This is a genomic window from Blautia difficilis (genome assembly GCF_014297245.1).
GTDB lineage: Bacteria > Bacillota > Clostridia > Lachnospirales > Lachnospiraceae > Blautia_A > Blautia_A difficilis.
The window spans coordinates 16,898-39,571 of the sequence record NZ_JACOQG010000020.1; the positions used below are offsets into that span (position 1 = coordinate 16,898).

Sequence of the window (22,674 nt, forward strand, 5' to 3'; positions counted from 1 at the left end):
AACAGTGGATTTTTTATATTAATATGTGTATAATGAAGCGAACTGTGAAAAAATAAGGGAAAAGAGAGGAAGAAAGAGTGGAAAAAAGAATTATTCAGGTAGAAGACAAGGTGCCTGCAAAGCTGCTGATCCCGCTTAGTATCCAGCATATGTTTGCCATGTTTGGCGCATCTGTACTGGTTCCGTTTCTGTTTGGAATTAATCCGGCCATTGTACTGCTGATGAACGGTGTGGGAACTTTACTGTTTATTTTGATCACAAAGGGAAAAGCTCCGGCCTACCTTGGATCAAGCTTTGCTTTTCTGTCACCGGGAATCCTGGTTATGACAAAATTCGGATACCAGTATGCACTGGGCGGATTTGTAGTTCTTGGCATTGCAGGTATGATCCTGGCGCTGATCATTGGAAAATGTGGAACCAAATGGATCGATATCGTGCTTCCCACAGCTGCAATGGGACCTGTAGTTGCACTGATCGGTCTGGAGCTTGCCGGAAGTGCTGCAAGTACAGCAGGACTTCTTGACGATAAGATAGATATGAAAAATGTGATCGTATTTCTGGTAACATTGGGAGTTGCAGTGTTTGGACAGATCCTGTTCAGAGGATTCTTATCAGTGATCCCAATCCTGATCGCGATCATTGCTGGGTATGTGGCAGCAGTTCTCTGCGGAATCCTGGATTTTACAGCAGTAAAAGAAGCTGCATTTTTTGCACTGCCTAATTTCCAGCATCCGAAATTTAATCTGGAAGCGATTTTGACAATCTTCCCGGCACTTCTTCTGGTAACATCCGAGCATATCGGACATCAGATTGTAACCAGCAAGATTGTAGGGAAAGACCTGCTGAAAGAACCGGGCTTACATCGTTCCCTTTTTGCAGACTTCTTTTCTACAACACTGTCTGCATGCATGGGTTCTGTACCCACAACTACCTATGGTGAGAATATTGGTGTTATGGCCATGACAAAGGTTTACAGTGTGCAGGTAATCGGAGGTGCGGCTGTTCTCTCTATCTGCTGTTCCTTCCTTGGAAAACTGGCAGCATTGATCAATACCATTCCCGGTCCTGTGATCGGAGGAATTTCTTTCCTGCTCTATGGTATGATCGGTACCTCCGGACTTCGTATGCTGGTAGACAATAAAGTAGATTACGGTAAATCCAGAAATCTGACACTGACCTCGGTTGTATTTATCGTAGGTCTTTCCGGAATCTCCCTGAATCTGGGAAATGTAAAACTTACAGGTATGGTACTGGCGTGTGTTGTAGGCATGGCACTGAGTCTGGTGTTCTATATTCTGGACAAGCTTCATCTGACAAATGATCAGTGATATATAAGCTAACGAAAACCTTCGGGCAGGAATGTCCGGAGGTTTTTATATATAACAGTATAAAACAGTTGACAACAGTTATGCACTGTTATATACTGTTTGTAGATGGAGGAGAAACATATGCATATAATAATCAATAATTCATCCATGGTACCTATTTATGAACAGATCATAGACCAGATTAAGTCTGCGATTATCAGAGGAGAGTTACAGCCGGACACTGTATTACCTTCAGTACGCAGTCTGTCAAAGGAGCTGAAGATCAGTGCCTTGACTGTGAAGAAAGCCTACGACAATCTGGAAGAAGAGGGATTTACCGTCACTGTTCATGGAAAAGGAACCTACGTTGCAGCCACAAATAAAGACCTGATGAGGGAAGAACAGCTCAAAGAAGTAGAACATGATCTGGAGCAGGCAATTATGAAGGGCAGAAGAAGTGGACTGGACGATGAGGAAATCAGAAATCTTTTTGAAATGATCATGGAGGACTAAGATATGTTGAAAATCAGTCATTTGCAGAAAAATTACAGAGGTTTTTCGCTGGACTGTTCTATGGAAGTACAGCCTGGGATGATTACAGGACTTATTGGAAGAAATGGTTCCGGGAAATCCACCACATTTAAAGCTTTGCTCGGCTTGATTCATCCGGATGGCGGAGAGATAGAGGTCTTTGGGAAAAAGGCAGAAGAGCTTAAGCCGGAGGATAAGCAGAAACTGGGAGTTGTTTTTGCAGATTCAGGCTTCAGTATGTATCTGACAGCAGCGGGCGTGGCCAATATTATGAAAAGCATATATCCGGATTTTGACAGAGAGAAATTCCTGCAGCAGTGCAAAAGATTCAATCTGCCCACAGACAAGAAAATCAAAGAATTTTCCACTGGTATGAAAGCAAAGTTTAAAGTACTGGTAGCATTAAGCCATAAGGCAGAACTGCTGATTCTGGATGAGCCCACAGTTGGTCTGGATGTGATAGCTAGGGATGAAGTGCTGAACATGCTGAGAGAATATATGGAAGAAAATGAAAGCAGTTCTATTCTGATCAGTTCCCATATTTCATCAGATCTGGAGAGTCTTTGTGACGATTTTTATATGATCCATGCCGGAAAAATTATCCTTCATGAGGATACAGATGTACTGCTGTCAGATTATGCAGTTCTTAAAGTTGCAGAAGAAGAGTACGAAAAACTGGATCAGCAATACCTTATTAAGATCCGGAAAGAAGCTTATGGATACAGGTGTCTGACAAACCAGAAACAATTTTATATGGAAAATTACCCGGATGCTGTAATTGAGAATGGAAAGATTGATGATCTGGTAGTGATGATGGAGGAACAGGTATGAAGGGATTATTTGTAAAGGATATAGAACTGATGAAACAGCAGAAACAGTCTTTTATCCTGGTTATTGTAATGGGAGTCATCCTGAATCTGGCAGGAAGCGGGAGCGTCAGTTTTGCTATAGGATATTTTACGATTGTCACAGCAATTTTTGCCATTACAACTATAAGTTATGATGAGTTTGATAATGGTCTTGCGTTTCTTATGACCTTGCCGGTTACCAGAAAACAGTATGTGGCGGAGAAATATCTGCTGGGAGCAGGGCTTACGGCTGCAGCGTGGGGAATTGAAGCAATAACGGGAGTGATCTGTAAAGGTGTGTCAGAGCTTCAGGGGTGCCTGAGTGAGAAAATTATTGGCACTCTGATATACATTCCACTGGCACTTCTTATGTTGGCGGCATCACTCCCGCTTGTAATACATTTTGGAGCGGAAAAAGGACGTTATATTGCAATGGTCATGTGGGCTATTATAATTGCCGTAGTTTATACTCTGATAAAAACAATGGGACTTTCAGCAGACGCAGTCGATGCATGGCTGAATGGACTGAACTGGGGAATGGTATTGGCCGGAGTTGCATTGTTCACAGTAATTGTATATATGGGGTCTTTCTGGATTGGTGTCCGGCTTATGGAGAAGAAAGAATTCTGAGGAAAAATATTTTGACCCTAACATCATAAGGAACTGAATACGGCAGTAGAACGTGCAGTGAGTGAAAGCATTCAGGAGGGAATTCTCAAAGAATTTCTGCAAAAGAATCGAGCGTAGATAGTCGCTATGAGTATATTTGAAATGGGATTATCTGTGCAGCAGATTGCTCAGGGAGTAAAAGTAGAAGAAAAGACTGTACATAAGTGGTTGAATGAAAAAAAGAAGATGAAAACCACATATTAAAAATAATGGAAGCGGAGTCCACATTAACTGTAAATGTGGGCTCTTTTGGACTAAATGAACACATAAAAACACAACCCTATTGGATTTATCTATATCAGTATGTTAAAATAATTAATTGATAAAGGATTTTAACAGATGAAGCGATAAAAGAATAACTACTGATTTTATAAAAAAAAGGAGCTTTTAAATATACTATGGAGAAACTTGTCATTGGTATCCTTGCCCACGTAGATGCAGGTAAGACTACGTTGTCGGAGGGGATTTTATATTTAACGGGAAAAATCCGTAAGCTGGGGCGTGTAGATTATAAGGATGCTTATTTGGACACCTATAACCTGGAACGGGAACGAGGAATTACGATTTTTTCCAAACAGGCGGAGTTTGAACTGGGGAACAGGGGGATAACTCTTCTGGATACGCCGGGACATGTGGATTTCTCGGCAGAGATGGAGAGAACACTGCAGGTTCTGGATTATGCCATTCTTGTGATCAATGGTGCAGATGGCGTGCAGGGGCATACTATGACCTTATGGAGACTTCTGGCGAGATATCAGATCCCGACGTTTCTGTTTATCAATAAAATGGACCAGGATGGAACAGATAAAGAGAAACTTCTGGCAGAATTAAAGAAGCGATTAAGTGATAATTGTGTTGATTTCACCTGGGAAAAATCAGATCTGCAGTCTCAGTTTCTGGAAGATATTTCTGTCTGCGATGAAGAACTGCTTGAAAAATATCTGGAAACGGAAGAGATTTCAACAGCAGATATCCAAAAAGTGATCAGGGAGCGAAAACTTTTCCCATGTTTCTTTGGCTCTGCTCTGAAAATGACAGGTGTAGAAGAATTCCTTCATGGGCTGGAAAAATACTGCGAGACACCGACATATCCGTCTGAGTTTGGCGCAAAAGTATTCAAGATTGCCAGAGACGATCAGGGCAACCGTTTAAGCTATATGAAAATCACCGGTGGAACATTGAAGGTAAAGGAACTTCTCACAGATACAGAGAAAGCAGATCAGATCCGCATCTATTCCGGTGCGAAATTTGAGCTTGCAAAGGAAGCTCCTGCAGGAACTATCTGTGCAGTAACCGGTCTTTCCCAGACACATCCGGGACAGGGATTTGGAATTGAACGGGAATCCGAGATGCCGGTTTTGGAACCTGTATTAAATTACAGAATTCTGCTTCCCGAGGACTGCGATGTTCACCAGATGCTGAAGAAACTCAAAGAGCTGGAAGAGGAGGAACCGGAGCTTCACATTGTATGGAACGAACAGCTTGGAGAAATCCATGCCATGCTGATGGGTGAGGTTCAGATTGAGATATTAAAGTATCTGATCTGGGAGCGTTTCCATGTAGCAGTAGAGTTTGGCACAGGAAATATCGTATATAAAGAAACGATTGCAGAGCCGGTAGAAGGGGTGGGTCATTTTGAGCCGCTGCGTCATTATGCAGAAGTACACCTGCTTCTGGAACCCGGAGAGCCGGGAAGCGGTCTGCAGTTTTTTACTGCATGCAGTGAGGATGTGCTGGACCGTAACTGGCAGAGATTGGTTCTGACTCATCTGGAAGAGCGGGAACATCCGGGAGTACTGACCGGTTCTCCCATCACAGATATGCAGATCACACTGATCACAGGACGCGCCCATCTGAAACACACAGAGGGAGGCGATTTCCGGCAGGCAACGTACAGGGCTGTGCGTCAGGGATTAAAGAAAGCAAAAAGTGTACTGCTTGAGCCATATTATGAGTTCAGAATTGAGATTCCGGGAGACATGATCGGGCGTGCTATGACTGACATTCAGAAAATGAATGGAACCTTCCAGCAGCCGGAAACGGATGAGGATGACATGATGGTGTTGAAGGGGAGTGCACCGGTATCAATGATGCGAGATTATCAAACTCAGGTAACCTCCTATACAAAGGGACGTGGCAGATTATTCTGTTCATTGAAGGGCTATGCCCCATGTCAGAATCAGGATGAGATTGTAGAGGAGATTGGATATGATTCCGAACGTGACCTGGACAATCCCACAGGTTCTGTATTCTGTGCTCATGGAGCAGGATTTGTGGTGCCATGGTATGAAGTAGAGGATTATATGCACCTGGAAGGGGTTGACGAGTCTGAGCTGGGTGGTACCATACCGGATAGTGAAGAAAGCATAACAGGAAACAGGAATGGAAGGAATCAGGGAGACGCAGGTTATTGCCCGCCAAAGAATGCCGGCGTAGGAAGTTATGAGGATGAGGAAGAACTGAAAGCTATTTTCGAGCGTACATTCGGACCGGTCAAGCGTTACAAAGAACCACAGTTTAAACGAACATTTTCTGCAAAATCCGACAGCGGCAGCTATTACCGCAACAGTTCTTCTGCTAAGAAGAAAGAAAAAGAATATCTCCTTGTAGACGGTTACAACATCATCTATGCCTGGGAAGATTTAAAAGAACTGGCAGATGCAAATCTCCATGCAGCTCAGACAAAACTGATGGATATTCTGAGCAACTATCAGGGCTTTAAGAAATGTACGTTAATTCTTGTATTTGACGCTTATAAGATAGAAGGCCATGCAGAGGAAGTGATCACCTACCATAACATCTATGTAGTCTACACCAAGGAAGCTGAGACAGCGGATCAATACATTGAGAAAACGGTTCATAAGATTGGACGGGAAAACCAGGTAACTGTGGCAACATCCGATGGACTGGAGCAGATCATCATTATGGGACAGGGCGCCCACCGTATGTCTGCCAGAGGTCTTCGTGACGAAATAAAAGCTACAGAAAACCAGATTCGCCAGCAATGGCATGAGAAACGTCAGAGCAGTAAGAATTATCTGATTGACAATATTTCTGATGAGATGGCACAATATATGAAAGAGAAACGACTGGAAAAATAAGAAGGACTGGCTTTTTGGATGGCTCAATTAGGGATTAACGAAAACAACGATTATTTTCTAAGCAAAGCCTTCCAACGGAACTCAAAAACAGAATGACCACACTAGAGTATAGATTGCTCCGGTGTGGCCATTTTTTTATGCTTCTTCAGTGCTTTCTAAAGAATAATATTTCTTTCCATCAAAGTCTTTAAGTTCAAAAGTTTGAAACATCGAATGCCCATCAATGTCATCGTAATTAATATTAAACCATTTGGGAATCCCTTCATTATCTCTTTCATGTTCTGATTCCAAAATTTCAATAACGTGATTTTTCCACTTCTTTATATCTGGTGAATCTGAATAGGCAATTTGAAATGTCTTCTTTTCATTTGGCTTACCGGAATGAAGAACTTCTATTCGCCTATTGTGCCTGCACCTGCAAGTGAAGATTTTGATGATGAAATGGCAAGACTCGCATCACTTTATCCGGAAGACAGCACAAAGTATCCGTGGACAGATATTGGTGCAGGAATGCTCTTTGCGGATTTCTATAAACCGATTCTTCGATATGTACCAGAGAGAAAAACGTGATTCTACTACGCAGATGGAATCTGGCAGCAGGATGTCGGTGGCCTGAAAGCTATGAAGCTTTGCATGGAACTTGCCAATCTGCTCCATATGTATGCTCTGAAAATTACAGATGAGCATAAACGTAAGGAATATATGAATTACACCAGACGATGGCAGACACATGGAACGAGAGTCAACATTCTCAAGGATGCACAGGTTTATCATCCAATCTCAGCAACAGAGTTTGATTCAGATCCTTACATCTTCAATTGCAAGAACGGCACTATCCGTGAGGACAGCTTTGAATGTTATGAGCATAAAAGCACCGACAAGCTTACCAAGATCTCTAATGTTATTTACGACCCACAGGCACATAGTGACCGATGGGACAGATTCATCTCAGAAATCATGTCCGAGGATAAAGAAAAAGCTAAGTTCTTACAAAAGCTGTTCGGCTATGGTCTTACCGGAGATACCCGTCATGAGTGTATGACTATCCTCTATGGAGCAAGCACACGTAATGGCAAAGGAACACTCTGTGAAAGTGTATTAAAGGTACTTGGCTCATATGGATGTACAGCAAGACCGGAAACCCTCGCTCAAAAGATGAATGCAAACAGTTCTCAACCTACCGAGGATATTGCACGTCTTGCAGGAGTTCGTTTTGTGAATATCTCAGAACCCGGTAAAGGATTAGTGCTAAATGCTGCACAGGTTAAAAGCCTAACAGGAAACGACACCATCAATGCTCGTTTCCTTCATGAGAACAGCTTTGATTTTCAGCCTTTATTCAAGCTTTACATCAATACCAATTATCTGCCTGCTATTAATGATATGACTGTGTTTAGCAGTAACCGATTGTTCATCATTCCATTTGAAAAGCATTTCGATGAATCGGAACAAGATAAAACTTTGAAAAAGGAATTTGCAAAGCCGGAGGTACAGTCAGCTATTCTCAATTGGCTCATCGAAGGATATACTATCATTCAAAGACTCTACGAGGATAACATCGAAGGCAAAATCAGTGATGAGCGTTTCATGAAAATGTCAGCTACCTATGAGGCTGAACAGAATCAGCTTACAGAGCGTGTGGCAGAGTTGGAGCATATCATTGATGCTGCCAGAGAAAAATCTTCCAATGCAGACAGTTTCCTGCGATTGGTTAAGACCTACACAGATATCAAGGAACTGAATGCAGAAATTATCAGAACCTTCATCGAGAAGGTATATGTATATGGAAACGAGAAACCTTGGTATAGGAATACCAAGAAGATAAAAGTCATCTTCAACTTCATCGGAGAAGTACATATTCCAAGTAACGTAAAAACGGCATAGCCGATGGTTACGACTATGCCGATATTTTACAGGATTATAAATCCCTTATTGAGTTGCCCTTTAAGCCAGTCCCTTTTCTTCTAACCAGTCATAAAGTGTTTCCTTGTTTGCCTTACGCTGACGTGCCATATGATTAAACTGCAGGATTGTAAGCAGAGTAAATACTACGATCAATCCGATCAGTACATAAACTGACTGACGGATACTTGTGCCGCCTGCAATTGTACTTCTGAATGCATTTACTGTATAGGTAAATGGTACATAAGAGTGGATTTTGGATACAAATTCCGGAGAAATTTCTACCGGATAAGTACCAGCGGAGCCTGCAAGCTGGATTACCATGAATACCAGCATAAGGAAACTTCCAACCTTACCAAAGGTAATATTAAAGAAATACATGATAGATGTAAATGCCATTGCTGTCAGGCAGGCAAATAATACTGTCTTTGTCATCTCTATAGGTGTAAATCCATTGAATACATGAAGCAGAATGATCAGGAGAAGTCCCTGGAGGATTGCTACCGGATAAAGAATGGAAGCTTTGCTTGCCCACCATGCAAATCCTGATTTCAGTTTGCCTTTGTATGTAGTCAGAGGATACATCAGGCAGAAGGCCAGTGCACCGACCCAGAGACCGACAGACATCATGTATGGTGCCATTGCATGACCGTTGTTTTCTACGGTTGTGATCTGGGTTTCCTCATCTTCAATCGGTGTTGCGAACATGCTGACAGTTGTATCACTGGATTTCGTGTTCTTTACCTGATCTGCACCTTCACTGAGGCTGGATGACAGTGTAGAGGATCCATCCTTTAATTTTGTCATGCCATCTCCAAGTTCTTTGGAACCATCATAGAGCTGAGAGGAACCACTCTGAATCTGGGAAGCACCGTCTGCAAGTTTCCGGGCACCGCTGGTCAGTGAATCATTATTGGCAACCAGCTTCGCTGTTCCACTTGCCAGAGTTTTTGTGCCATTACTGAGGGTATCAGCGCCACTTGCCAGGGTTTTGGCACCATCGGCAAGCTGTCCGGTTCCACTTGTCAGTGCTTCATTGTTAGAAGCGAGAGTGGACACACCATCCGTGTACTCTTTGATTCCATCATTAAGTGTAGAGGCTCCTTCTGATAACTGAGAAGCACCTGAGGAAATCTGAGGTACAGCAGCAGTAAGTTTCTTACCTGCTGATTTCAGGCTTGCAGCACCGTCTGTAAGTGTTGTGTCATTGGAAGTCAGAGTTTTGAATCCGTCATTTAATGCTTTCACACCTGTGGCTGCCTGTGGGAAAGATGCTGTGCTGTTTTCCAGTGTAGTCAGTGCAGAAGAAACAGACTGAGTTCCTGAATTTACTGCCTGAGCACCTGCATAGAGCTGTTTTACGGCAGCAGTCACAGAGCTGAATGCATTACCGGAAACATCTGGGATCTGACCTGCACCTGCATTCATCTGATCTGCACCTGCAGACATATTCTGTGCGCCGTTACTTAAAGTGGAAGCACCGTCAGAAAGCTGACCTGCAACTGCATTCATCTGTTCAGCTGCGGAATTCAGTTCAGAAACCCTGGAAGAGAGTTCAGAGGACATACTGCTTACGGCGTTGCTGATCTCACTGGAATACTGTGCTGCGAAAGAACCATCCACACCTTCCAGATCTGTAACAGAAGAGTAAAGTGCATCAGAAAGTCCGGCAATAGAATCAGCGGAGATCATACCATTTTCATCTGCAGAAGCTGCGGCATTATCCAGAGCTGCTGCGACATTCTGCATTGCCTGCATGGCGGTCTGAGCAGAAGCAATCTCGCTGTTGGCTGTTTCGAGTGCGGAAGAAGTAGCCTGAGTATACTCACCAAGTGCAGAACCAATACTTTCTGCTGCGGAAGATGCCTGAGAAGCTGCATCCTGAAGTCCCGGTACAAGAGTATCGGAGATCTGGCTGCTTACCTGGCTGATCGCATCGGAGGCATTGGAGATTCCGGTTGCTGCGGAGGTCATCCCTTCACTGGCATTTTCCATTCCTGTTTTTGCCTGGCTCAGTCCGGTGGTAAGTTTGTCAACGGAAGCAGCGGATGCACTGTTCTGTAAAGCTGACAACTGTGTGTAGAGCTGTCCCAGACCATCCTCAAGCTGCTGGGTTCCGTCTTTTAATGCAGCGGAGGAATTACTTCCTTTGGAAACTGCTGCATTTAACTGAGAAATACCGCTGGATACCTGACCGAGATTTTCCAGCCCGCTTAACTGAGAAGCACCGGCTGCTAACTGCTCGGCACCTTTTACATAAGCGGTGGTTCCGTCTGCGAGAGAATTTGCACCGTCAATATACTGAGTAGCTCCATCTGCCAGGGTTGTCACACCTGCGCTAAGGGAATTAATTCCTGATTCCAGGGCACTTGCACCCTCTTTTAATTTCTCAGAGTTTTCATTGAGCTTTGCAACACCGTCTGTGTAACTTTTAACACCGCTGTTGAGAGTATCGATTCCGGAGGTAAGTTCTGGTACTTTTGATGTCAGTGTGCTGACGCCGTCATCAAGTTGTCTGGCACCCTCATTTACCTGAGAGACACCATCTGTGTATTCCTGAATACCTTTTGTAAGGGTTTCGGCGCCATCTGCGAAGGTCAGTGTGCTGGAAGAGAGTTTTTTCAGATTCTCGGTGATGGTCTGGTTTCCTTTGGCAGCAGATTCGATACCGTCTTTAAGTTCACCGGAACCATCGGCTGCATCCTGCATACCGTCTCCGACTTTGGCTATCTGGTCAAAAACTGTCTGTGTATAGGTTTCTGTTACTTTGGTGGCAACTGCATCCTTGATCTTCAGCAGTGCGGTTTCACTTAATTTGGAAGCAATGTAGTTGGTTCCGGGGTTGGTTTCGTATTTCAGCTCCATTTTCTTAGGTTCATCGTCCATAAGTGTGGCAGCATTTGCGGAAAAGTCTTCCGGAATGGTAATTACCATATAGTAAGTACCGTTTTCCAGGCCATCTTCGGCTGTACGGCTGTCTACGAAATTAAATGCCATAGAATCATTCTCACGTAATTCTTCTACCATGTCCTTTCCTACACTTAGCGTGGTGCCATCGTAGTCTACAGGTTTGTCTTCATTGACAACTGCTACAGGAAGATGGTCAACACTTCCGTATGGATCCCACATGGATTTCAGAAACAGTCCTGCGTAAATGATCGGGATTGCGATAATTGCAATTACCACAACGAACATGATCTTATTATGCAGTAGATTTTTCCATTCGTTTTTGATCATACCTTATCCCTTTCTTTCTATAATTAGTTGTAGTGAAAACTGTTCGGTCTACAGCTAGTGAGCTTACAAGATTGTTTCAAGAATCAACTTGTCGGCAAACTAATGTGCTGGAGTGGAACAGTAAGGTGCTGATAAACAGCAGATTGAATAATCAAAACATAATTGATTAATAGCTTCTGAAACTATTAATCGACAAAGTGTTGATTTTTTCTATGGATGGTATTATACTAAAACTAAAAATAAGATACAACCATTAAATTTGCTATTCGACGTATATTAATAGACATATTTGCTTAAAATGACTATTTTTACACAGAATCTACATTTTAGATAAAATATACAAAAACATGAGAATAAAATTAGTGATATTTACAATTTGAATAAATCAAATAAGCCAATTGTGAAGGTTGTGCAAGCAATAAGCATTTATCCAGGCAAAGGCAGAAGACGGAATAACATAACAGAGATGTCTGGGCATTTTTGGAATTGCTATAGAATGTGAAATAAAGAACTGGGGGAAATGTTAATGGCAGAAAAAGTGGACAGAAGAGTACGAAAAACCAAAGCACAGCTTCGGGCAGGACTTGCAAGACTGATGCAGAAGAAGAGTATCAAGGAAATTACAGTTAAGGAACTGGTGGATGAAGTAGATATTAACAGATCTACGTTTTATCTTCATTACAGTGATATTTATCAAATGCTGGAGAGTATTGAAAATGAGCTGATGGATGAGATTGCTCAGGTAATGGAGGAGCATCCTCTGGATCTGGTACAAAATGGAAGTTCTTATCCGATGATCGAGCATATTTTTACAATTCTTGATAATAATAAGGATATTTGTATTGCTCTGCTGGGAAGCAATGGAGATATGGGGTTTGTGAGCAGGATGGAGAAGATGGTTGCAGACACTGTTCTCCGGCAGTTGTCCGGAAAATTTGCAGCAGATAACCATGACGTGGAATATGTTTATGCATTTTGCCTTAATGGGTGCGTGGGAATGATCAAAGCATGGCTTTCTTCAGAGCACCGGGAATCAACCAAACATATTGCAGAACTGACGAACAGAATGATCGAGAATACGACACATGATTTCCTGCGGCAGATACCAAATGCATAAATCCTGCGCATCGTGAACAGTAATGATTTGACAAAATGATGCCCTTCTGCTATGGTTAAGCCAATATAAAGCAGAAATAGAAAACAGAAGCAATAAAGGGGAGATGTGGCAATGAAAGAAAAGCTTACACAAAAGGATGTTGAGAAAATCCAGCAGGAGATCGACCATCGCAAGCTGGTTGTGCGAAAAGAAGCAATCGAAGCTGTAAAAGAAGCAAGAGCCCAGGGGGATCTGAGTGAGAATTTTGAGTATTATGCGGCCAAGAAGCATAAGAATCAGAACGAAAGCCGTATCCGTTACCTTGAGAATATGCTGAAAACAGCAACCATTGTTTCTGATGATTCCAAAGACGATGAAGTTGGAATGGATGATATTGTAGAGGTATATTTCGAGGAAGACGATGAGATTGAGAAATACAAACTGGTTACTTCCATCAGAGGAAACTCCATGGAAAACCGCATCAGCATTGAATCTCCCATTGGTATGGCATTAAAAGGTCATAAGGTTGGAGACAGAGTGGAAGTAAAGGTAAATGATAACTACAGTTACTTCCTGGAAATCCGTTCTATTGATAAGACTGGTTCCGAGGATGAAGAAATCCGCGGATTCTGATAATAATACTGTCGAAATACAGGATCCGGATTGATAAAAGAACTATTGTAAGAGATGAACACCGGTTAGTGTCATATCTCCTGCAATGGTTCTTTTTATTTTTATATCAAAAATACGGATGGATTTATGGGAACCTTACACAGAATGAATAGGATGACTGGAAATTTTACATGGATTTAACATTCTCATGGGGATGATTTTACAAAGCATGGTTATGATGAGAAGCAAGTCAGGGATATGTATCGCAAAAAACATATATATGCCTGCACATGTCTGAGACTGCCATCAGATGGCAGAAAGTAAATAACCATATACTTATGAAAAGGGAAAAGGAGAATAATCATGGATTTATTCAGTATATTAACATTAATCGGAGGCCTTGCATTATTTTTGTATGGTATGAATGCAATGGGAGATGGCCTTGCAAAGGTTTCCGGAGGAAAGCTGGAGAAGATTCTTGAAAATCTTACTTCAAATCCCATAAAAGCAGTGCTTTTGGGAGCTGGAGTAACAGCGGTGATCCAGTCATCTTCAGCTACGACTGTTATGGTAGTAGGTTTTGTAAATTCAGGGATCATGAAATTGTCACAGGCAGTAGGAGTGATCATGGGTGCCAATATCGGTACTACGATCACTTCCTGGATCTTAAGTCTGACAGGAATCCAGAGTGACAACTTTATCATTCAGATGTTTAAACCAACATCATTTTCCCCTGTACTTGCGATCGTTGGTGTGATTTTCATTTTGTTTATCAATGATTCAAAGAAGAAAGATATCGGAAGTATTTTTATTGGTTTCGCAATCCTGATGTACGGTATGGATATGATGAGTTCTGCTGTAAAACCCCTTGCAGAAGTACCGGAATTTACAAACTTGTTACTTAAATTCTCAAATCCGTTGTTAGGTGTTGTAGCAGGTGCCCTTCTTACTGCTGTGATCCAGTCATCTTCTGCATCCGTAGGTATTCTGCAGGCTCTGTGTCTTACAGGTGCAGTACCGTTCAGTGCAGCAATCCCGATCATTATGGGACAGAACATCGGAACCTGTATTACTGCGATCCTTTCTGCAATCGGAGCCAAGAAGAATGCAAAACGTGCAGCAGCAGTACATCTGTATTTCAACCTGATCGGTACAGTTATCTTTATGACTGTTTTCTATCTTATAAATGCAGTTGTTGGATTTTCTTTCTTCCATCAGGCGGCAACACCGGCAGGAATTGCTGTTATCCACAGTGTATTTAATGTTACTGCAACGATCATTCTTCTTCCTTTTGCAAAGGGACTGGAGAAACTTGCCTGTCTTACGATCCGGGACAAAAAAGAGGACGTTGTTGTTTCGGCAGAGGACAGAGAGTTTATGATCCTGGAACCACGTTTCCTGGAGAAACCTGCATTTGCAGTGGAGCAGAGCCGCAATGCAGCAAGAAAAATGGCAGAAGAATCCCACAATGCACTGTTTACAGCGCTGAGTCTGGTGGACAAATACAGTGAAGAAGGCGTAGAACGTGTGGAAAACATGGAAGCCAAGGTTGACCGTTATGAGGATGAACTTGGAACTTATCTGGTGAAATTGAGCCATAAAGATATCTCAGAAGCAGATAGTCACAGCCTTTCCATTATGCTTCATTGCATCGGGGATTTTGAACGTATTTCCGACCATGCAGTCAATATTATGGAATCAGCACAGGAGCTTTATGAAAAAGGACTGAAGTTTTCCGAAAATGCAAAGAAAGATCTGGAAGTGCTGGGGCAGGCAGTAGAAGATATCGTAAATACGGCATATGAAGTTTTTGACAAACAGGATATGAAGCTTGCGGAGAAAATTGAACCGCTGGAAGAAGTGATCGATGAGCTTTCCAAAGAAGTGAAACGTCGTCATGTACAGAGACTGAGAAACGGTGAATGCACCATTGAGATGGGATTTATCCTTTCAGATATCACCACATGTCTGGAACGTGTGGCAGACCATTGTTCCAATATTGGAGTCTGTGTGACGCAGGTCAGTGAAGATCTGTATGATACGCACAGTCATCTGAATACAGTGAAAACTCATCCTGATGAATCCTTCTATCATGACCTGGAAGATGCGCGGCTTAAATACCAGTTGTCGTAATCATATGAAAGCCATCTGAATGGTGAATAGAAACTGGTGTAAAAAATAACAGAAAAAGAAAAGTCCGGGCACTCTGGAATACACGCTAGGAGATGCACCGGATTTTTCATGTTACTGACTTACTTACAGCAATGGATTTTCTTGACTGGGGTAATGGAATTTGGGGAAGATACAGGTTACAGACTTGTGTAAATATAAAAAAATAAGTATACTGAAAAATAAAGAGGAGGGAAAGAAAAGATGATCTATTGTGTGGAAGATGAACGTAATATCAGAGAGCTTCTTATTTATACACTGGAAACAACAGGATTCAAAGCCAAGGGGTTTGGGAATGGTGCTGAGCTGATGAAAGCACTTAAGGAAGAGATACCGGAGCTGATCCTTCTGGATATCATGCTTCCGGGAGATGATGGTTATACAATCCTGGCACAGCTGAAAAGTATGTCGTCGGTGAAAGATGTTCCGGTGATCATGGTAACGGCCAAGGAAGCGGAATTTGATAAAGTAAAAGGACTGGAAGGCGGAGCAGATGATTATATTACCAAGCCTTTTGGAATGATGGAATTTATTGCCAGAGTAAAAGCTGTACTCAGGCGAAGTGCCCGTCAGAATGAGGACAGGGAACTTCATTATGGGGAACTTTATCTGAATGTGGGACGTCATGAAGTGCGATATCAGGAAGAAAAGATTGAACTTACCAGAAAGGAATTTGAACTTCTTCAGTATCTGATGGAAAATAAAGGTTTGGTCATGAGCCGAAATCAGATTCTCTGCCATGTGTGGGGATATGATTTTGACGGTGAAACAAGAACGGTGGATGTTCATGTGAGAACTTTACGACAGAAGCTGGGTGAAGCCGGAGATTTGATCGAGACAGTTCGTGGAGTGGGTTACAGGATCGGAGAATAGGGGAAGAGATGAAACAGAAAATATTCAGTCATACAAGTTTGCTTATTATCCTATCAGTGATACTTACATTTCTGGCAGCAGGAACCGTTATGTATAACCGATATGACATATATATGAAGCAGGGCATAAGGGATGAAGCCGCATATATTAAAACAGGTCTGGAAGAAGACGGAGACGTTTTTCTTTCAGACAGGATCGGAGATGTCACCAGCAGCAGGATCACTCTTCTGGGAAAAGATGGTCAGGTGTTGTTTGACAGTATTGAGAATCCGGAAGAAATGGAAAATCACAGTAACAGACCGGAATTTATTGAAGCTGAGAAGCAGGGTTCCGGTGAGATGGTCCGCTATTCAGACACATTATCCAAACAGACGTTTTATTATGCTGTAAAATTAAAGGATGATCAGGTTCTGCGAGTAGCCAGGACTACAGATAGTCTTCTGTTAACAATGCTAACCAGCTTTCTTCTGCTTGGCGGACTGGTATGCGTAATCCTTGTGATTGAACTTTTTCTTGTACAGAAACAGACCAGAAAGCTGATAGAGCCTATCAACCGGATTGATCTGGAACATCCTCTGGAGTATGTATGCTACGAAGAATTAAGACCATTGCTTTTTCGTCTGGATCAGCAGAACAGACAGATTCAGAAGCAGCTGGAAGATCTTAAGAGCGCAGAGAGTGCAAGAAAAGAGTTTACGGCAAATGTTTCCCACGAATTGAAAACGCCTCTTATGTCAATCTCCGGCTATGCAGAGCTTATGATGAACGGAATGGTCCCACAGGATAAGATGCAGGATTTTTCAGGGAGAATTTATCATGAGTCTGAACGATTATCCAATCTGGTTGCAGATATTATCCAACTTTCCAGACTGGATGAGAAAAATGGGGAAACTATGTTTGAGCCTGTTGACCTGGGTGAACTTGGAGAAGATGTGATCAATAATCTCCAGAATCGTGCGGCAAAGAAAAAAATCAGGCTGGAATATACAGGAGACTCTGCACAGATTCAGGGAGTACGTCATGTATTGTATGAAATGTTTTATAATCTTACGGATAATGCGATACGTTATACACCAGAAAGTGGAGAGGTTAAAGTTTTTGTGGGAAAACTCAATGGAAAACCTTATTTCCGTGTGGAAGATAACGGAATCGGTATTCCGGAAAACGAACAACAGAGGATTTTTGAGCGTTTTTACAGAGTAGATAAAAGCCATTCCCGTGAAACTGGAGGTACAGGTCTGGGGCTTTCTATTGTAAAGCATGGTGCAGCTTTACATCATGCAAAGATACTCCTTGACAGTGAACCCGGACGGGGAACAAAGATGGAGATTCTATTTAACAATTGAAAAAAACAGAAACGCATTACTGCAGACAGAATGAACAGTAATGCGTTTCCTTTTTGGGGATTGACAGACAGGTGAATATTAGGGAAAATAGAATCATATAGTTATGTTTTTTGGTGGCAGAGACAATGGAGGGTATTTTCAGTATGAAAAAATGGAAAAGCATTTTGGTTGGTTTGAGTTGCCTTTCGATATTGCTTGCAGCAGGAGAGATTCCTGCATCCGCATCCGATGAAATCCCGGAACAGAGTATTATATATTGGTCTATGTGGGAAGAGGATGAACCCCAGGCAGAGGTGATCAGAGAAGCAGCAGACGCTTATCAGGAGGCTACAGGTATTTCTGTGGAGATCCAGTGGAAGGGCAGGGAGATCAGATCTCTGATCGGACCGGCCTTAGACGCAGGAGAGGAAATAGATCTTTTTGATGATGATTATCAGCGAATGGTGCAGGAGCATGGAATATATCTCACTGATCTGAAAAAAATAGCTGCTTCCGTAGATTATGAGAAACATGTAATGCCCATACTTTTGGAACAGATTGAAAGGTGGGGAAAGGATAAGCTTCTGACCATGCCTTATCAGCCTTATATAACAGGAGTGTGGTATAACAAGGATCTTTGGGAGAAGGCTGGTCTTACAGATGAGGATATTCCGGAAACCTGGCAAAAGCTTCTCAGAGTGTGCAGAAAGCTTAAAATAAGTGACATTGGTGCCAGCCCTATGGCCTGTGATTCTGCCTATCTTGATCTGTTGTTTGGGTATCAGCTGGCCAGATATGTAGGACAGGATCAGGCAGTGCGGATTATTAAGAATGATACCTGGGATCAGGTTCCGGAGGCGTTACAGGCAGCAGAGGATATCAGAACCTTATTCTGGACAGGGTATATGAGTGAAATTTCTCCGGCCGAGTTTCCAGAGGGACAAAATCAGATTGGCAATGAAGAAGCTGTTATGTTCCTGCAGGGGTCATGGGGACCAAATGAAGTGATGGAGAACACGCATTGTGATATTCGATGGGGATTTTTTCCCTGGCCCTCTGTAAATGATGGAGTGGATGGCACTGAGGGGCTTATGGCAGGTGCCCAGGGCTTTGGAATTACTGACAGATCTGAGAAAAAGCAGGAAGCCTTTGATTTTGCCTATTCCATTTGCACTGGGGAAAATGATATGAAGATTACTGATGCTGTGCAGTCTGTTCCGGCAGATACAGAGAATGCCCAATGGCCGGAAGCCATTGCGGAGGCAAGTGATTATCTGGATAAAATGAAAAAAACTTATATGTGGGCAGCAGGGCTGGAAACGGCAGATTATAAAGACGGGTTACAGAGAGAACTTGTAAAACTTACAAAACTGGAGGAAACACCGGAGGAATTTATTGAAAATCTCAGTAATATGAAATAAGAAAAAAGCTGTCTGGTATTACTGGCGCTCTCGTTCTGAGAGCGCCTTTATTGATGTAATATATTCGGTAGGTGTCATTCCGGAAATTTTTTTAAACTGTCTGGAAAAGTAATGGATGGAAGAGTATCCCAGAAATTCCGAAATCTGTGTGAAGTTCATCTGGTTTTCACGGATCAGCTGTCTGGCATAGGCAATCTTTAACTGGGAAAAGAAATCCATGGCACCGCACTGATGTTGTTCCTGAAATATTTTCTGAAGCTGGGAGCGTCCGATCATATTGTCATGGCACAGATCGTAGAGTGTAATATTTTCCCGGATGTGGTCCTCCATATAAGCAATGACACGTTTATAGACAGCGGAATTATTTTTCAGATTCACAAATTGGCTGACAGGTACAGTCATGGGAGGAGAAGAATTTCTCCGGATCATATAGATCAGCATCTGTTCAAGATAAATTCGGATCAGCTGCTGAGAACCAAACAAAAAATCTTCTTTCTTTTCCATCTTTTCTGTATAAGGGTCATCCAGAGGGGTTTTGATACAGCGGCGGGCCTCAGCGATCAGCATTCCCATGAGATTTCTCTCAGAATCAGAAAGTTTCAGCAATTTTTTCTCAAAGAATTTCATACATGGAGAATCGCATTCGAAAGAAACTACCACAATATTAGGAGCGGTATTTCCTATGGCAATAAGGTTATGAAATTCATTTGGTCTGTGAAAGATGAGCTGGCCACTTGTCAGATGGTAGATACCGTTATCTGTTTCTATTTCCGCCTTTCCCTTATCTACACATTGAAATTCCCAGAAATTATGGCGTTCTCCTGCAAAGTGAAAATCACTTTTGTATTCAAAATAGTGGATTGTATAAATTCGGTCAATATGAATATCTTCTTCCAGATACATACTCTCAAAAGCCATTGCTGTCATCTCCTTTTCGTTGTCAGAAATCTATCATGTGATTGTTATGTATAAGTATACAACAAAAACAGGAGAAAAACCAGTTAAAAATGAATTTTTGTACAAAAGAAATGGACGTTTGTGCAAATACTATTTGTGTAAAAATGATAGAATAAGAACTACCAAAAGAAATAATTGTTGAAAATCAACAAAAAACGAGAAAGAGCGAAAAAAGAAAAAGACAAAGGTTCAAAAATCCAAAGGAGGAAAAGAAATTATGGGAATGAAGAAAAAAGTGCTTAGCGCAACATTATGTGCAGTGATGGTTGGCTCTCTTGCAGCACCTGCATTTACGGTTCAGGCAGCTGATGACACATTAGTTTACTGGTCAATGTGGGAAGCTACAGAGCCACAGGGTCAGGTAATTCAGGAAGCAGTTGACGCTTATACAGAGCAGACAGGAGTTAAGGTAGACCTCCAGTTTAAGGGACGTACCGGAAACCGTGAAGCACTTCAGCCTGCACTGGACGGCGGCACACAGATTGATATTTTTGATGAAGATATCGACCGTGTAAACGGAATGTACGGTAAATATCTTTTGGATCTGGAAGACCTTGCGAAAGACAATGACTATGAAGCAACTGCAAATGCAGGTCTGATGGCAGCCTGCCGTGATGCTGGTGGCGGTACATTAAAAACAATTCCATATCAGCCAAACGTATTTGCTTTCTTCTATAATAAAGATCTGTTTGAGCAGGCAGGAATCACAGAAGAACCGAAGACATGGGATGAATTTAAAGATGTATGCCAGAAATTAAAAGATGCAGGAATCACACCAATGACTATGGATGATGCCTATGCAACATGTGTGATCGGATATCATCTTGCAAGACTGGTTGGCGAAGATAAAGTAAAAGAGATCGTAACTGAAGGTAAATGGGATGATCCTGCAGTTCTTCAGATGGCACAGGATATCGAAGAACTTGCATCTAACGGATATTATTCAGAAATGGTTGGTTCCAACGTATGGCCTGCAGGTCAGAACACAGAGCTTGCACTTGGAACAGCTGCAATGTATTTGAATGGCTCCTGGTTACCAAACGAAGTAAAAGAGATGGCAGGCCCTGACTTCCACTGGGGATGCTTCGCATATCCGGCACTTACAGACGGAGCAAATGGAATCGAAACAAACAACTTCGGCGCACAGGTATTTGGTGTCAACAAAGATACAAAACTTGCAAAAGAAGCATTTGATCTGATCACATTCCTTACAAAAGGTGAATACGACCAGAAACTTGCAGATGAAACTGTAGGTATCCCGGCTGATACAACAAATACAGAATGGCCGGCAATGGTTGAGTGTGCAAAACCTGTGATCGAGCAGAGCACAAACCGTTTCACATGGGCATGCGGTGTAGAATCCAACGTAGATATGACTCCGGTTATCAAAGAAAACTTTATCAAATTAATGGCAGGTTCCATTACAGCAGATGAATTTGTTTCCACTATGCAGGACGCAGCGAAATAAATAAACAAAGAATTTATAAAGATGGTGGCATCGTATCTACGCTGCCGCCATCTGTCTTTTTGAATATCCAGGTTTCAAAGGCAAAAAGTCGTTCGTGCTTGCACGATAAGACTTTTAGACTTGGAAACCGCCAGACATGAGGAAGTAGCGATTTACGAAGTAAATCAGCGGATTCCGAATGGCTGGAGGATTGCGGGAGCGAAGCGTAGCAATCCGTAGATATGGTGTAACTTACAAAGGAGGTATTTGTTTGAAGAAAAATAAAACCATGATTGTTGTATTTCTGACTCCGGCAGTTCTGCTGTTTCTGGGAATCTTTCTTTATCCGATTATCAGAACAGTGATCATGAGCTTTTTCAAGATTGACGGAGTTACAGATTCCATGAACTTATGGAAATTTGTTGGATTCGGCAACTATACAAAGCTGATGAGTACCAGCTTATTTAAGACTTCATTTTTTAACCTGTTTCGTATTTGGCTGATCGGCGGCCTGGTGGTAATGAGTCTGTCTCTTTTATTTGCAGTTATCCTTACCAGCGGGATCAGAGGAAAGAAATTTTTCCGCGCGATCATTTATATGCCAAATATCGTCAGTGCAGTAGCACTTGCAACTATGTGGCTGCAGTATGTATATAGTCCAAGATATGGTCTGCTGAAAGATCTTTTTACGGCATTACATCTGGACAATCTGGCAAAGATCCAGTTCCTGGATAATGACCACAAATTCTGGGCACTGTTGTTTGCATATTGTTTCGGAATGGTTGGATACCATATGCTGATCTGGCTCAGCGGTATTGAGCGTATCAGCCCTGAATATTATGAGGCGGCAACTATTGACGGAGCGACAAAACCTGCGCAGTTCCGCTATATGACACTTCCATTGTTAAAGGGAGTATTTAAGACCAACATCACCATGTGGTCTGTAAGCAGTGTAGGATTTTTTGTATGGTCACAGCTTTTCTCTACAGTAACTGCAGACACACAGACAATTACCCCTTATGTTTATATGTACATGCAGATTTTCGGCGGCGGTAATACAGTTACAGAACGAAATGCAGGTCTGGGAGCTGCCATCGGTGTACTGCTCAGCGTCTGCGTAGTCATTGTATTTACAATCTGTAACAAAGTGATCAAAGATGATGATCTGGAATTCTAAGG

General features: G+C 42.2%; 19 protein-coding genes and 1 pseudogene. 17 read left to right on the forward strand and 3 right to left on the reverse strand.

Annotated elements, in window-relative coordinates:
- The first annotated feature begins 77 nt into the window (after positions 1-77).
- From uraA to H8Z82_RS11835, 6 genes are all read left to right on the forward strand, one after another.
- The gene (uraA, locus tag H8Z82_RS11810) at positions 78-1,328 is read left to right on the forward strand and encodes a uracil permease (RefSeq protein WP_019160827.1); all 1,251 of its coding nucleotides are present in this window, start codon (positions 78-80) and stop codon (positions 1,326-1,328) included.
- Between the two features lie 120 nt (positions 1,329-1,448).
- Positions 1,449-1,820: a GntR family transcriptional regulator gene (locus H8Z82_RS11815; protein ID WP_128866604.1), complete on the forward strand. Its 372-nt coding sequence runs from the start codon at positions 1,449-1,451 to the stop codon at positions 1,818-1,820.
- A gap of 3 nt (positions 1,821-1,823) precedes the next feature.
- Positions 1,824-2,669, forward strand: a complete 846-nt coding sequence (locus H8Z82_RS11820; RefSeq protein WP_186995230.1) for an ABC transporter ATP-binding protein — start codon at positions 1,824-1,826, stop codon at positions 2,667-2,669.
- Positions 2,666-3,316 carry an ABC-2 transporter permease gene (locus H8Z82_RS11825; RefSeq protein ID WP_186995231.1) on the forward strand — a complete coding sequence of 217 codons (651 nt, stop codon included), beginning with the start codon at positions 2,666-2,668 and terminating at the stop codon, positions 3,314-3,316. Before H8Z82_RS11820 ends, H8Z82_RS11825 begins: the two co-directional genes overlap by 4 nt.
- A 126-nt stretch (positions 3,317-3,442) precedes the next feature.
- The gene (locus H8Z82_RS11830) at positions 3,443-3,559 is read left to right on the forward strand and encodes a terminase gpP N-terminus-related DNA-binding protein (RefSeq protein ID WP_147641545.1); all 117 of its coding nucleotides are present in this window, start codon (positions 3,443-3,445) and stop codon (positions 3,557-3,559) included.
- A 194-nt stretch (positions 3,560-3,753) separates the two neighbouring features.
- A complete protein-coding gene (locus H8Z82_RS11835) occupies positions 3,754-6,456 on the forward strand; it encodes a translation factor GTPase family protein (RefSeq protein ID WP_186995232.1) in 2,703 nt (900 codons plus the stop codon).
- Positions 6,457-6,591: 135 nt separating this feature from the next.
- On the opposite strand, the gene H8Z82_RS17160 is transcribed toward H8Z82_RS11835, so the two are convergent.
- On the reverse strand, positions 6,592-6,747 hold the full coding sequence (locus H8Z82_RS17160) for a hypothetical protein (RefSeq protein WP_207724663.1): 156 nt from the start codon (positions 6,745-6,747) through the stop codon (positions 6,592-6,594).
- 90 nt (positions 6,748-6,837) lie between these two features.
- Here H8Z82_RS17160 and H8Z82_RS17765 point away from each other — a divergent pair, with 90 nt between their 5' ends.
- From H8Z82_RS17765 to H8Z82_RS17770, 3 genes and pseudogenes are all read left to right on the forward strand, one after another.
- Positions 6,838-7,026 carry a hypothetical protein gene (locus H8Z82_RS17765; RefSeq protein ID WP_330607951.1) on the forward strand — a complete coding sequence of 63 codons (189 nt, stop codon included), beginning with the start codon at positions 6,838-6,840 and terminating at the stop codon, positions 7,024-7,026.
- A 15-nt stretch (positions 7,027-7,041) separates the two neighbouring features.
- Positions 7,042-8,076: pseudogene (locus H8Z82_RS11840) on the forward strand (DNA primase family protein); the annotation flags it as partial.
- Positions 8,050-8,340, forward strand: a complete 291-nt coding sequence (locus H8Z82_RS17770) for a DUF4368 domain-containing protein (protein WP_330607954.1) — start codon at positions 8,050-8,052, stop codon at positions 8,338-8,340. The pseudogene H8Z82_RS11840 and the gene H8Z82_RS17770, both read left to right, overlap by 27 nt.
- A gap of 60 nt (positions 8,341-8,400) precedes the next feature.
- Here H8Z82_RS17770 and H8Z82_RS11845 read toward each other — a convergent pair whose 3' ends face one another.
- Entirely contained in the window at positions 8,401-11,595 is a 3,195-nt protein-coding gene (locus tag H8Z82_RS11845; RefSeq protein ID WP_186995233.1) for a YhgE/Pip domain-containing protein, read from the reverse strand.
- A gap of 526 nt (positions 11,596-12,121) precedes the next feature.
- On the opposite strand from H8Z82_RS11845, the gene H8Z82_RS11850 reads away from it, so the two are divergent.
- The 6 genes from H8Z82_RS11850 to H8Z82_RS11875 all read left to right on the forward strand — a co-directional run bounded on the left by H8Z82_RS11850 (position 12,122) and on the right by H8Z82_RS11875 (position 19,091).
- The gene (locus H8Z82_RS11850; protein ID WP_019160833.1) at positions 12,122-12,712 is read left to right on the forward strand and encodes a TetR/AcrR family transcriptional regulator; all 591 of its coding nucleotides are present in this window, start codon (positions 12,122-12,124) and stop codon (positions 12,710-12,712) included.
- 111 nt (positions 12,713-12,823) lie between these two features.
- A complete protein-coding gene (gene greA, locus H8Z82_RS11855) occupies positions 12,824-13,324 on the forward strand; it encodes a transcription elongation factor GreA (RefSeq protein WP_008705914.1) in 501 nt (166 codons plus the stop codon).
- Positions 13,325-13,666: 342 nt separating this feature from the next.
- The gene (locus H8Z82_RS11860) at positions 13,667-15,436 is read left to right on the forward strand and encodes a Na/Pi cotransporter family protein (RefSeq protein WP_186995234.1); all 1,770 of its coding nucleotides are present in this window, start codon (positions 13,667-13,669) and stop codon (positions 15,434-15,436) included.
- Positions 15,437-15,676: 240 nt separating this feature from the next.
- Positions 15,677-16,345, forward strand: a complete 669-nt coding sequence (locus H8Z82_RS11865; RefSeq protein ID WP_186995235.1) for a response regulator transcription factor — start codon at positions 15,677-15,679, stop codon at positions 16,343-16,345.
- An 8-nt stretch (positions 16,346-16,353) separates the two neighbouring features.
- Entirely contained in the window at positions 16,354-17,691 is a 1,338-nt protein-coding gene (locus H8Z82_RS11870) for a sensor histidine kinase (RefSeq protein ID WP_186995236.1), read from the forward strand.
- Between the two features lie 143 nt (positions 17,692-17,834).
- Positions 17,835-19,091 (forward strand): ABC transporter substrate-binding protein, encoded by a 1,257-nt coding sequence (locus H8Z82_RS11875; RefSeq protein WP_243176467.1) that lies wholly within the window; start codon positions 17,835-17,837, stop codon positions 19,089-19,091.
- An 18-nt stretch (positions 19,092-19,109) separates the two neighbouring features.
- Here the strand turns inward: H8Z82_RS11875 and H8Z82_RS11880 are convergent, their stop codons facing one another.
- Entirely contained in the window at positions 19,110-20,009 is a 900-nt protein-coding gene (locus H8Z82_RS11880; RefSeq protein WP_186995238.1) for an AraC family transcriptional regulator, read from the reverse strand.
- Between the two features lie 256 nt (positions 20,010-20,265).
- Between H8Z82_RS11880 and H8Z82_RS11885 the strand changes: the two genes are divergently transcribed.
- Together H8Z82_RS11885 and H8Z82_RS11890 are read left to right on the forward strand one after the other, a co-directional pair.
- A complete protein-coding gene (locus H8Z82_RS11885) occupies positions 20,266-21,516 on the forward strand; it encodes an ABC transporter substrate-binding protein (RefSeq protein ID WP_019160839.1) in 1,251 nt (416 codons plus the stop codon).
- A 250-nt stretch (positions 21,517-21,766) separates the two neighbouring features.
- Positions 21,767-22,672, forward strand: a complete 906-nt coding sequence (locus tag H8Z82_RS11890; protein WP_186995239.1) for a carbohydrate ABC transporter permease — start codon at positions 21,767-21,769, stop codon at positions 22,670-22,672.
- Positions 22,673-22,674 lie beyond the last annotated feature (2 nt).